Source organism: Psychroserpens jangbogonensis (assembly GCF_000797465.1).
GTDB classification, from domain to species: domain Bacteria; phylum Bacteroidota; class Bacteroidia; order Flavobacteriales; family Flavobacteriaceae; genus Psychroserpens; species Psychroserpens jangbogonensis.
Map to the genome: position 1 here is coordinate 41,105 of NZ_JSWG01000006.1, position 14,396 is coordinate 55,500.

The window sequence follows — 14,396 nt, forward strand, 5'->3', positions numbered from 1 at the left end:
TTGAAAAAATGGTGATTTATTAAGATTTTCTTAAAATTTCATGCTTTTTATTGTCATGTATGTTTTTTGTATTGGCATTTTTTATTGATTTCACAAATACAAGTGATAAGTTTACTACATAACAAACAAATCAATATGACAACAAAAATTTTTTCCTTAGTCTTTTTATTATTTACTTCTTTGGCGATTAGTCAAGAAGTAGACATAAAAGGAGCAGTAACTTCGGACGCTGATGGATTACCATTACCTGGAGTAAACATTCTTGTAAAAGGAACCTCTAATGGAGTATCAACAGATTTTGATGGTAATTTTGAAATTAAAAACGTACCAATCAATTCAGTATTAGTTTTTACCTATGTTGGCTTCAAAGATCTAGAGATCACTGTAGAAAATGGTGATCCACTAACAATAGCTTTAATTGAGGATACTGAGTCGCTTGACGAGGTTGTAGTTATTGGATATGGTACTCAAAAGAAAAGAGATGTCACTGGTGCAGTCTCTATAGTAGGAGCGAAGACATTAGAAGAAATCAAACCTATTAAAGTAGAACAAGCATTACAAGGTACAGTATCTGGTGTTAATGTGACTTCACAGTCTGGTGCGCCAGGTGCAGGTTTAGATATTCGAATTCGTGGTATATCTACTAATGGTGCAAACGGACCATTAGTAATTATTGATGGTTATCAAGGTGATATAGGTGTTCTAAACCCAAGTGATATTGAATCCATTACAGTTTTAAAAGATGCACAAGCTGCAATTTATGGAACCATTGGAGCAAATGGAGTGATTTTAGTAACTACTAAAAGTGGTAAGAAAAATTCTAAAACCAAAGTTGGTTATAATACATATACTGGATTTCAACAGACGTCAAGGAAACTTAATTTATTAAATGCTACTGAATATGCTACTCTACTTAATGAAAGCTATGCAGCAGGTGGACAAGCCTTACCTTATCCGAATGTGTCAGGATTAGGAGCTGGAACAGATTGGCAAGATGAAGTATTTAATAATAACGTACCTATTGTGAGTCATGACTTCAATGTCTCAGGAGGATCAGAAAAAATAACATATGCCTTTAGTGCTTCTCATTTATACCAACAAGGTATTATAGCTCCTAAGAAATCAGATTTCAAAAGAAACACTGCGCGTTTGGCAGTAGGAGCTGATATTTCAGAAAAAATTAGAATTAAAGCCAATGCAATTTACACGTATATAGATAGAGATGCTATTAACGATTTTGGTTTAGGATCAGTTTTATTTAATGCTCTTAATACGCCTTCAACAATTGCACCTTATGATGCCAATGGCAAATTTACGTTAGTTCCTAATAATCCTGGTTTAGGAATTGAAATTATTAATCCACTAGCTCAAATATCAGATACAAATAATGATTATGATTTGAGGAAACTTAATGGTACGGTAAGTGTAGAAGTTGACATTCTTGATAATATTATGTTTACAGGTCGTGTAGGATTTAACACCTCAAATAGTGAAGGTAAAACATTTTCGAAAGAAGTAAACTATGGAGGAAAAGTGTTTGATGTTCCAAGAAGTAGAGTTGATCAAAACGCTATTAATGACAATGATTACACATTTGATGCTTTTGCTACATATAGTAATGTGTTTAGTGAAGACCATAATGTAAAACTAACAGTAGGTTCAACAGTCTATAAGCAATTCGGAAATGGATTGTTTGCTACTGGGTATGATGTTCCTAATAATGCTTGGGAGTTTGCTGATATTGCTTTAGCAACAGGAACAAGTGAAGGAAGAGATGTAGGTTCATATGCTTATGACGAAAGACGATTATCGTTTTTTGCAAGAGTACAATATGACTACAAAGGAAAGTACTTATTGTCTGCCATGTTAAGACGAGATTTATCTACCAGATTCGGACCAGAAAATAGAGTCGCTTACTTTCCGTCAATGACTGCAGGTTGGATAATATCTGATGAAAACTTTTTTAGTAATGTAAATGCCGTGAACTTTTTAAAGCTTAGAGCTAGTTATGGTATTTTAGGAAACGATCAAATTGGAAACAATGGTTATGTAAGTTTATTAGACGGAGAAGCAACTTATGTTTTTGATAATGCTTTAGTAAACGGTCAAGCAATAGGTGTTTTACCAAATCCAGATTTGAAATGGGAAGAGGCTAAGAAATTTGATCTTGGGATAGATATTAAATTGTTAAATAATAAAATTGATATTACAGCAGATTACTTTATAAACACGAGAGACAATCTTTTAATTGGTAATATTCCTGTTTCTGGAATTACTGGAATATCAGCTCCAGGAAGTGGTTCTCCAACTGTTAATGCTGGTAAAGTAGAAAACAAAGGTTTTGAATTTGCAATAGGATACAAAGAGTACATTTCAGATAATTTTAAATTCGGAATTAATTATAACATCACAACTCTTAAAAATGAAGTGCTAGAGGTAAATAATAGTACAGGTTTTCTTGAAGGAGGTAATTTTGGTGTTGGACAATTAGCGCCATCTAGAATGGAAGCTGGTCAGCCAATAGGATATTTCTACGGATTACAAACTAATGGCATATTTCAAAATCAAGCTGAAGTTGATGCACATGCTAACCAAAGTGATTTAGGAGCTGTTGCTGCTCCAGGCGATATTCGTTATGTAGATTCTAATGGTGATGGGACCGTTAATGCAGATGATAGGACTAATATTGGTGATGCAATTCCAGATGTAACAATGGGATTAAATTTGAATTTCTCTTATAAAGGGTTCGATTTCTCAGTGTATACATTTGCATCTATAGGAAATGATATGGTTCGTAATTATGAACGAACATTGACAGATGTTAACAGATCAAACTTCGCACTTAACCGCTGGACAGGAGAAGGAACAAGTAACACTGTGCCAAGAGTTACAACGGAAGCAACATCTAATAATGTGTTTTCTGATTATTTTGTAGAAGATGCTTCTTATATCAGGATTCAAAATGTACAATTAGGTTATACAGTACCAGCAGATTTAACAGAAAAATTTAATATTTCCAAAGTAAGAGTATATGTAGGTGTAAACAACTTGTATACGTTTACAGAGTATAGAGGATATGATCCTGGAGCATCAAGTGGAGCTCCAATTGGAGGTGGAATCGATGACGGTTTCTACCCAGTACCGCGTACATTTTTAGTTGGTTTAAATCTTAATTTTTAATAATAATAAAGATGAAAAATAAATTTATAAAAACAGTTTCAATTTGTATTATAGCTATTGCTTACTCAGGTTGTACAGATGATTTTGTAGAGCGTTCTGCTCCTTATTCTATTGATTCTGAAAACTTCTTTAATTCAGAAGATGATTATTACAATGCACTAATTGGAGCATATGATATGCTACAGTCAACATATGCCAATGCAATTCTAGGAGAAATTGCTTCCAACAATACCTTATGTGGTGGAGAGAGCGCTACAGATGTTATAGGGTGGCAACAAATTGATGATATGGTTCACACTCCTGTAAATAGTAATTTAAAGGATATATGGAATTGGATGTTTGCTGGTGTTAACAGAGCTAACTATATCTTAGAATTTAAAGATAAAACGAATTTTGAAGGAAAAGAAATTATAATAGCAGAAGCAAGATTCTTGAGAGCATATTACTATTTCGAATTGGTAAAATGGTTTGGTCCAGTGCCACTAAAAGAATCTAGATTTCAATTAGGAGATGAAACAACAATACCAAGAAGTTCTGTAAGTGATGTTTATGCATTTATTGAAGCAGATTTAATTTTTGCTGCAAATACACTCGATTATAATGCACCTCAAATAGGTAGAGCTACAAAAAGTTCTGCTGAAGCATTACTTGGTAAAGCTTATTTATACCAAGATAAATTTACTGAAGCAGCTATAGCTTTAGAAAATTTAATCCTGAATAGTCCTCACGATTTAGAAACAGATTATGATCTGATTTTTGAAAACCAAGGAGAGAATGGAATAGGATCAGTATTTGAAGTTCAATATACAGATGGTGAAGGGGCTAGTTTTGATTGTCTGCAATGTAGTGAAGGAAATGTGGCTGTAGGATTTAGTGGTATAAGAAATTACAATGGCCCACAATTTACATCTGGATTTAGCTTTAATATTCCAACACAAGAAGTGTACGATGCTTTTGAAGTTAATGATATTCGCAGAGACGTTGCAATACTTGATATAGAAGCTTGGGCAGCATTTACAGGTGCATCTTTTGGAACTGGTTTTGATCACACAGGTTATTTTAACCGCAAGTATTTACCAAGAATAAGAAGCAATGATGCAGCAGGTGATTTAAATCTAACAAATCCTAATAACTACAGAGCAATTCGTTTTGCAGATGTATTATTAATGGCTGCTGAAGCTTTTAATAGAGGATCAATTGATGATTCTAAAGCAAGATTATATTTAAACAGAGTTCGTACTAGAGCAACTTTACCAGATGTTATGTCTTCAGGAAATGCGTTAACTAGTGCAATTTATCAAGAAAGACGTGTTGAACTCGTCGGAGAAGGACATCATTTCTTTGATTTAGTGAGAACTGGTCGTGGAAACCAAATTGATGGTTTTTCACCAAATAGAAATGAAGTATTCCCAATTCCTTTTGAAGAAATTCAATTCTCAAATGGTAACTGGCAACAAAACACAGGATATTAAAAAATAAAAATTGAGAAAATGAAAATAATAAAATATGTATTTAGTATTTGTCTTGTAGCTCTTGCAATTTATAGTTGTTCACAAGACGATGACAACACCGATTTTGTTGATAACGTTGCAGCTCCAACAAATGTGTCTGCTAATGTTGTAGTGACACAAGATAACACAGGTTTAGTTACAATTACACCTTTAGGTGAAGGGGTAACTAACTTCAATCTGGGATTTGGTGATGCATCAGAACCAGCAAATGAAATTCAACCAGGAACTAGCGTAAGTCACACTTATGAAGAAGGAACTTATGAAGCCACAATTACCGCTAATGGATTAAACGGATTAACGACTACCATTGTTCAAACAATAGTAGTGTCATTCCAAGCTCCTGAAAATCTAATGGTAATTATTGAAAATGATACGGCAACTTCAAGACAAGTAAATGTTACCGCAACTGCAGATTTTGCGATTTCTTACGAAGTAAATTTTGGAGATCCTGCAAGTACAGTAATAATGACTAATATAGACGATCCTACTTCATTTATGTATGACGCGGCAGGAACGTATACAATAACTGTAACTGCATTTAGTGCTGCTGTTGAAACAGTATCTTATACTGAAGATTTTGAAGTTACCGAAATACTACAGCCTTTAGTTTCTGCGCCTGCACCGCCTTTTAGACAAGAATCTGACGTTCTTTCCATGTTTTGTAATACATATGAACTTGATGTAAATGTGAGTTCTTGGAGATCCGATTGGAGTACAAGTACATTAACAGATCTACAAATTGATGGAGATGACACAAAGTTTTATGCAGATGCTGATTTTGTTGGAGTAGAATTCTATGGTGGAGATGCAGTTGATGCGAGTCAAATGGATGCATTTCATTTGGACTTTTGGAGTGTGAATTCTACGACATTCCGAATCAAATTAGTTGATTTAGGAGGAGCCTCAGGTACGGAAGCAGAAATTGTGTTTGAAGATCTTCCTCAAAACGAATGGGTTTCAATAGATATTCCAATGAGTGATTTTACAGATGCAGGTATGACGTCTATTAATTCTATTCAACAATTAATTTTCTCTGGTATCCCAGTTGGTACTTTCGATTTCTTTATCGATAACGTCTATTTCTATAGAGCTGCTACAACATCTGCAGAAGGTTTAGAAGGAACATGGAGAATGGCATCTCAATCAGGATCACTAGGTGTTGGTCCATCAATTGGTGATATTAGCTGGTTCCCATGTGACGATCCATGTGTTGCAGAAAGAGCTTGTTATTTTGACGATACTTATACATTTGGTTCTGATGGTTCGTTTGCAAATGATTTAGGAGCTGAAAGTTGGATTGAAGGTTGGCAAGGTGGAGGAGATTCTTGTGGAGTTCCAGTAGCACCTCATGATGGATCTAATTCTGCTACTTATACTTATAATGAAGCTGGTGGTACTGTGACTTTAAATGGAGTTGGTGCTTATTTAGGTCTTGCTAAAGCTAACAATGAAGGTCAACTTCCAGATGTTGCAGTCCCGAATACTATTACATATAATGTAACATTTACAGGGCCTAATGCAATTGATGTCAATATCGAATCTGGAACAGGTTCTGGTGTTTTCTGGCAATACAAATTGGTAAGAGATGCCGTAGATACTAATCCTTTAACAGGAACTTGGGTTATGGCATCAGAATCAGGATCATTAGGAGTTGGTCCATCTTTAGGTGATATTAGCTGGTTCCCATGTGATGATCCATGTGTAGCTGAAAGAGCATGTTATTTTGACGACACGTATACATTTGGTTCTGATGGATCATTTTCGAATGATCTCGGAGCAGAATCATGGATCGAAGGTTGGCAAGGTGGAGGAGATTCTTGTGGAGCTCCAGTAGCACCGCATGATGGATCTAATCCAGCTGCTTATACTTATAATGAAGCAGGTGGCACAATAACTTTAAATGGAGTTGGTGCTTATTTAGGACTTGCTAAAGCTAACAATGAAGGCCAACTTCCAGATGTAGCAGTTCCAAATACAATTACATATAATGTGACATTTACAGGACCTAACGCAATTGACGTCAATATCGAATCTGGAACAGGTTCTGGTGTTTTCTGGCAATACAAACTTGTTAAACAATAATAGAAAAATTGATATGAAAAATATAATTAAAATAGCAACTTTAATCCTCACACTAGCGTTTTTTGTGAATTGTCAAGAGGATGAGGCAGAAGTAGGTGATATAATTGCACCTACAAATTTAACGATAACAGCAGAAATTATAGGACAAGATACCCTAAACCCATATGGTGATGGGAGTGGTTTTGTAAATTTGACAGCAACTGCAAATAATGCAATAAGCTATAACTTTCAATTTGGTGATGGCCAAGGAGCTGTTGTTCCTTCTGGAGAGAATACGCATCGTTATAGTATGAACGGTGTAAATATTTACACAGTTGTTGTTAGCGCAATCGGTACTGGAGGTGTTTCCACTACTGCTATTATTGAAATTGAAGTATTTAGTTCTTTTGATGATTTAGAAGCTAAAGATTTTTTAAGTGGCGGACAAGGATCTACTAAAACTTGGTACCCTAAATTAGACCAAAATGGTCATTTAGGTGTTGGGCCAACATTAGCACAGGATATTGCAGATGATGCCAATTTAAATGGACATTGGTACCCACAATACGATTCTACAAACGCATTTGGAAAATGTGGAAGTGGAGATTCAGATTGCTTCTGTAATTTCTCATTAACTTTTGCATTAAGTGCAGAAAACAATCTAACCTTTACTCAAAACAATAATGGTCAAACATTCTTTAATTGGGCACATGGAGCTGTAGTTGGTCAAACATTTGCAGAGTTTTCTGATACATGTTTTGAATTTGATACTACTGGAGAAAGTGATGTTACACTTATACCATCTGAAACGGATTGGACTCAAGTTGCAGACACAGAATTTCCAGAACCAAGAGGAACAGTAATGAATTTTACTGATGATGCTTTTATGGGTTACTACACTGGAGTCTCTTCTTACGAAATTTTAGAAATTGAAAGTGACTTTCTATATGTAAGATTTTATGATGCAGTTAACCCTGCTTTAGCTTGGTACCAGATGTTTACTACATCTCTTCCTGATCAAGAGTTTAATACAATATTTGAAAACCTAGATTGGTCTGACGAGTTTGATACTAATGGAGCTCCAGATACTGAAAACTGGACATACGACCTTGGTGATGGTGGATGGGGAAATGAAGAATTACAAAACTATACTAACAATGCAGAAAATGTAATTGTTGAAGATGGATTTCTTAAAATCACAGCAAAAGCAGATGGAGGTGCCTATACGTCTGCTCGTTTAAAATCAGAAGATTTATATGAATTCACTTATGGTAGAGTTGAAGTAAGAGCTAAATTGCCAGCCTCGATTGGTACTTGGCCAGCAATATGGATGTTAGGTGAAGATTATGCAACAAATACTTGGCCTGGATGTGGTGAAATTGATATCATGGAACAAAAAGGTCAAGATAAAAACACTGTTTTAGCAACAGTTCATCATCCAGCTGTATCACCTGGTGCTGGAGATTCGGATAGTACTGTTTTGACCACATCCACTACTGAGTTTCATAATTACACTGTTGAGTGGAGACCAGATACAATTATGTTTTTAGTTGATGATAATTTATTCCATACAATTCCAAATACGCCAGACTTACCTTTTGAAAGTGACTTCTTTTTAATATTGAACGTCGCTATGGGAGGAACTCTTGGTGGTGATGTAGATCCAGCATTTACTGAAGATACATTGGAAATTGATTATGTAAGAGTTTATCAATAATTAAGTATTGCTTTTATAAATAATTTGATTTAGCAAAAATCAATGATTAGTCTAATTAAGTAATTATTTGAACGAGGTTGAGTTAACTGCTCGACCTTTTTCAAATTAAACAATTAAAACCTTGACGGTAGAGTTTAAAATGACCGAAAACCCAATATACATAGGAAATAAAAAAGCTTCTTTTCATGAGAGCGATGTCAAAGGAGAGTTATTGAATTTTGATAATGAAGTTTATTATAAGATATCCAATAGTGATAAAATGAGACCGTTTTTCATGAGTCTTGTTAGTAATTCAAATCACTGGATGTTTATATCTAGTAATGGCGCTTTAACTGCAGGAAGAAAGGATGCTAATAATGCATTGTTTCCTTATTATACGGATGATAAAATTACAGAATCTGCAGAAATCACTGGAAGCAAAACTATTATTCAAGTCCATTTAGAAAACAAAACATTTTTATGGGAGCCTTTTTCTAATAGGTTTCAAGGTGTATATTCTGTAAAGAGAAATTTGTACAAAAACAACTATGGAAACAAAGTTCTTTTTGAAGAAATAAATGAAGATTTAGGCATCTCTTTTAGATACCAATGGAATTCTAGTAATCAATTTGGTTTCGTAAGAAAAGCTAGAATTATAAACAATTCAGATAAAAAAATTAGCGTTACTGTCCTTGATGGAATTCAAAATGTTTTGCCTTATGGCCTAGCATCAGATTTTCAAAATTCTGCAAGTAATCTTGTAGATGCCTATAAAAAATGTGAACTAGAATCAGATACAGGTATAGGTGTTTTCGCTTTAAGTGCAATTATAGTTGATAAAGCAGAACCAAGTGAAGCTTTAAAATCTAATATTGTCTGGTCTTTAGGATTAAATAATCCCATCCATTTAATATCATCACTTCAGTTAAATAACTTTAGAAGAGGTGAAGAAATACATCAAGAAAAAGATATAAAAGCAGAAAAGGGAGCCTATTTTGTTTCTAAAGATTTATGCCTAGAACCTAATAGCGGAAACAGTTGGATGTTTATTGCAAATGTGAACCAAACAATTAGTGCAATTAATGATATTTCAGAAAAAATAAAGAATAATAACAACCTTGAAGATCTTGTCCAAAAAGATATAGAAGAAGGCACAAAACATCTTGTAGAACTTGTTGGAGCTTCAGATGGAATTCAACTTGGTGATAACAAATTAAGAAATACGCGACATTTTGCGAATACGCTTTTCAATATTATGAGAGGTGGTATTTTTGATGACAATTATAAAATTGAAAAAGAAGATTTTGCAAAATACATTGCAAAAGCAAATAAAAAAGTAGCAAAAAAGAAAGAAGAAATTTTATTGCATTTGCCTGAAGTATTTAATGTAGACTTTATTAAAAAACTGGCAAACCTAGATGAAGATATAAACTTTAAACGACTTTGCTTTGAGTATTTGCCATTAAAATTTAGTAGAAGGCATGGAGATCCAAGTAGACCTTGGAACAAGTTTTCTATCAATACACGCAGTGAAGTTGATGGTTCTAAAATTTTGGATTACGAAGGTAACTGGCGAGATATTTTTCAAAACTGGGAAGCTTTGGCACATTCATATCCTGTTTTTATAGAAGGAATGATACATAAGTTTTTAAATGCAACAACATTTGAAGGATATAATCCATATAGAGTAACAAAAGATGGATTTGATTGGGAAGCTATTGAAGCTGATGATCCATGGTCTTATATTGGATATTGGGGTGATCACCAAATCATTTATTTACTTAAGTTTTTAGAGTTTATCGAAAACCATTATCCAGATAAATTATCGAGTTGCTTTACGCAAGATTTATTTGTGTATGCTAATGTTCCTTATAAAATTAAGAGTTATCAAGAGACATTAGAAAACCCTAAGGATACAATAGATTTCGATTATGATTTAGACGAAAAGATAAATCAAGAAAAAGATAGATTGGGAGCAGATGGCGCTTTATTAAGAGATGAAAATTCATTTATTATTAAGGTAAATCTCATTGAAAAATTATTGGCAACGGTTCTTGCCAAAGTGTCTAATTTCATTCCTGAAGGTGGTATTTGGTTAAATACGCAAAGACCAGAATGGAATGACGCAAACAACGCTTTGGTTGGGAATGGAGTGTCAATGGTAACCTTGTATTATTTAAGACGATTTATAAACTTCTTTGAGAAAATTGTACAAAGTTCTTCTGAAGAAAACTATAACGTTTCAATTGAGTTAACAACCTTTTTCAACTCTGTTGTTACCATCTTAAATGAAAATGTAAGTGTTCTTTCTGGTAAAGTTTCAGATTCTGAAAGAAAAACCATCTTAGATGGTCTCGGAACTGCAGGTAGTACTTATAGAATCAAGATATATAATTCTGGATTTAAAAGTGATAAAAGCCCTGTAACTAAGGACAACTTATTAGAGTTCTTTACGCTAATAAAGCAATACTTAGATCATTCAATTGTAGCAAATAAAAGAGAAGATAGATTATATCATGCGTACAATTTAATGACGGTTAAAAGTGATACTGAAGTTTCAATATCGCATTTGTCTGAAATGTTAGAAGGACAAGTTGCTGTATTGAGCTCCGGGTATTTACAACCAAAAGAAGCTTTAGATGTATTAGATGGTTTAAAAGAAAGTGCCCTGTTTAGAAATGATCAGTATAGTTATATTTTATATCCCAATAAGGATTTATCTCGTTTTGTAGATAAAAACAACATTCCATCTTCATCTGTTGAAAAGTCAAAACTTTTACAACAACTTATAGCAGATGGTAATACACAAATTATAGAAAAAGATAGTATTGGTCATTATCACTTCAATGGTAATTTTAATAATGCTGAAAGTTTAAAAGAAGCACTAAATGAATTGCCTCAACAGAAATACCAGTCTTTAATAAAGGAAGATAGAAAGCTATTACTAGATGTTTTCGAAGAGATGTTTGATCATAAGTCCTTTACAGGTAGATCTGGAACATTTTTCGGTTACGAAGGTTTAGGTTCTATTTATTGGCATATGGTTTCTAAACTGCTATTAGCGGTTCAAGAAAACTGTTTATTAGCTTTAGAACAAAATGAAAATGAGGTAATTATTGGCAGGTTATTAGAACACTATTACGAAATTAATGAAGGAATTGGAGTTCATAAGTCTCCAGAATTGTATGGTGCATTTCCAACTGATCCATATTCACATACACCAGCTGGAAAAGGCGCTCAACAACCTGGAATGACAGGACAAGTAAAAGAAGATGTGCTCTGCAGATTTGGTGAGTTAGGCGTTTTTGTAAAAGATGGAGTTCTATTATTCAATCCTAGATTATTACGAAGAAAAGAGTTTTTGGCTGAACCTAATTCATTTACATATACAGATATCAACAAAAACATAAAGACATTACAATTAGAGAAAGATTCTTTTTGTTTTACCTATTGTCAAGTTCCAATTATTTACAAAATTTCAGATAAGAATCGGATCAATGTTGTTTTAAATAATGATTCTTCAGTAGAATTCAATTCATTAAAAACAGATATTAATACAAGTAAAAAGCTGTTTGATAGAACAGGTGAAATTAATCATGTAATTGTTGAATTAAAAAAATAGATAAGAATTTAATCCATGAAAAAAAGTATAGAAATAGCGATATGCCTTTTTACAATAATACTTGTGTTTTCATGTAATAATGCCATTAAAAATAAAAATAACTCAATAATAGTAAAAGACCAATCAAATTTGAACGCAAAAGATATTTTAGGAAATCCAGAGTATTTAGCAATCTCTTATGGAGGCTATAGAACGAAAACTAGAGATATACAACCTACTATTGAAGAGATTAAGGGAGATATGAAAATCCTTAATGCAATGGGTGTCAAAATACTTAGAACCTATAATGTTCATTATGATCAGGCTGCAAATACACTAGAAGCAATTCATCAGTTAAAGGCTGAAGATCCTAGTTTCGAAATGTATGTGATGCTTGGGATGTGGATTGATTGTAAAAACGCATTCTATAGAGAAGATGGTCATCCAGATCATAATCAAGAAAGTAAAAGAAACCCTATAGAAGTTGAAACAGCTGTAGAATTAGCAAAAAAATATCCACACATAGTTAAAATTTTGGCGGTAGGAAATGAAGCTATGGTGAAATGGGCTGAAGAATATTATGTACAACCAGGAGTGATTTTGAAATGGGTGAATCATTTACAAGACTTAAAAAAATCTGAGGTGTTATCAAAAGATTTATGGATTACCAGCTCTGATAATTTTGCATCTTGGGGTGGAGGTGGAGCAGAGTATCATGTTGAAGACTTAGAAAAACTAATAAACGCAGTAGACTATATTTCTATGCATACGTATCCAATGCACGATACCCATTATAATCCTGTTTTTTGGGGCTCGTTAGAATCTGAAATAGATTTATCTAAGAAAGAAAAAATTGACGCTGCAATGTTGCGGGCTCAAGGATACGCTAAGTCGCAATATGACAGTGTTTACAATTACATAAAAAGTTTAGGAATAAACAAACCTATTCATATTGGTGAAACAGGCTGGGCAAGCTTTTCGAGCGGTCTATATGGTGATTCTGGATCTAAAGCAACAGATGAATATAAAGAAGGAGTTTATTATCAGCTTATGAAAGACTGGACAAATTCAATTGGAATGTCTTGCTTTTATTTTGAAGCATTTGATGAACACTGGAAGGACGCACAAAATGAAAAAGGCTCGGAAAATCATTTTGGTTTATTTACAGTTAATGGCCTTGCAAATTATGCACTTTGGGATTTAGTAGATCAAGGTGTTTTTGAAGGCTTAACGAGAAATGGAAATCCGATTACTAAAACTTACAATGGAAGTATAGATGAACTAATGAAAGACGTTATGGTTCCAACAATTAAATCAACTTTGAAATGAGACATTATATAACCCTTCTTTTAATAACATGTGTATTAATGTCTTGTGAAAATACATCTCAAAACAGTAAAGTCTCTGTAAAAGAAAGTCATATTTACGTCAATGATTCTTTATATACAATTAAAGGAATTTGTTATCACCCAGTACCAAAAGGAAGCCCAAATAAAAGAGATTTTGCTACTCTAACACAAGATTTAGCATTAATGAAAGAAGCTGGAATTAATACGATTAGAGTTTATTCTCCAATTAATAATGTAAAAGTTCTAGATGAAATTAATCAAGCAGGAATCAAAGTAATTATTGGTTTTGGGTACAATCAAGGTGGAGTAAATGATATCGATTCTGGATCCTTTATAGACTATGTAAATAAATACAAGAATCACAATGCAATCTTGATGTGGGAATTAGGTAATGAATATAATTACCATCCTGAATGGTTTGGTGACGATATTAAAAACTGGTACAATGAAATGAATGAAGCTGCAGGTTTGATTCATGAAAATGATACATCTCACCCAACAACAACTGCTCATGGAGATTTACCAAATGAACTTGCACTTTCGTTAAGCCCAAATATTGATGTTTGGGGAATGAATGTCTACAGATGGGATAAACCTGGACCCATATTTAAACAATGGAAATCAGTAAGCTCTAAGCCTATGTATTTATCTGAAGCTGGCAGCGATAGCTATATGGAAACAGCTAAGGATGACTATGAACAAGGTGAAAACCAAAGAGCACAAGCAGATGCAACAAAACAAATTTTAAAAGATGTTTTTGAAAACAAAGATATCTGTTCAGGTGTTACACTATTTTCTTTTACAGATGGATGGTGGAAAGCTGGAAATAATGATGTTCAGGATGTTGGAGGATCAGCACCAAATAGTACAGGAGTTCCTTATGACGCATCTCCGAATGAAGAATATTGGGGAATTGTAGATATAGACAGAAAAAAGAAACAGGCATTTTCTGTAATTAAGAATAGCTATTTAAACTCAAATAAAAGCAAAAATTAATA

At 33.5% G+C, this 14,396-nt stretch carries 7 protein-coding genes; all 7 read left to right on the forward strand.

The features are described from left to right. Positions 1-135: 135 nt before the first annotated feature. A complete protein-coding gene (locus RH81_RS03660; protein ID WP_033957922.1) occupies positions 136-3,180 on the forward strand; it encodes a SusC/RagA family TonB-linked outer membrane protein in 3,045 nt (1,014 codons plus the stop codon). An 11-nt stretch (positions 3,181-3,191) separates the two neighbouring features. Beyond that, entirely contained in the window at positions 3,192-4,652 is a 1,461-nt protein-coding gene (locus RH81_RS03665; protein ID WP_033957931.1) for a RagB/SusD family nutrient uptake outer membrane protein, read from the forward strand. An 18-nt stretch (positions 4,653-4,670) separates the two neighbouring features. Next, positions 4,671-6,773: a hypothetical protein gene (locus tag RH81_RS16335; protein ID WP_052172402.1), complete on the forward strand. Its 2,103-nt coding sequence runs from the start codon at positions 4,671-4,673 to the stop codon at positions 6,771-6,773. A 13-nt stretch (positions 6,774-6,786) separates the two neighbouring features. Further along, positions 6,787-8,469 carry a glycoside hydrolase family 16 protein gene (locus RH81_RS03675; RefSeq protein ID WP_033958691.1) on the forward strand — a complete coding sequence of 561 codons (1,683 nt, stop codon included), beginning with the start codon at positions 6,787-6,789 and terminating at the stop codon, positions 8,467-8,469. A 139-nt stretch (positions 8,470-8,608) separates the two neighbouring features. After that, a complete protein-coding gene (locus RH81_RS03680; protein ID WP_033957934.1) occupies positions 8,609-12,070 on the forward strand; it encodes a hypothetical protein in 3,462 nt (1,153 codons plus the stop codon). Between the two features lie 15 nt (positions 12,071-12,085). Next, positions 12,086-13,378: a glycosyl hydrolase family 17 protein gene (locus RH81_RS03685; protein ID WP_033957937.1), complete on the forward strand. Its 1,293-nt coding sequence runs from the start codon at positions 12,086-12,088 to the stop codon at positions 13,376-13,378. Next, positions 13,375-14,394: a glycoside hydrolase family 2 TIM barrel-domain containing protein gene (locus tag RH81_RS03690; protein WP_033957938.1), complete on the forward strand. Its 1,020-nt coding sequence runs from the start codon at positions 13,375-13,377 to the stop codon at positions 14,392-14,394. Before RH81_RS03685 ends, RH81_RS03690 begins: the two co-directional genes overlap by 4 nt. The last annotated feature ends 2 nt before the right edge of the window (positions 14,395-14,396 follow it).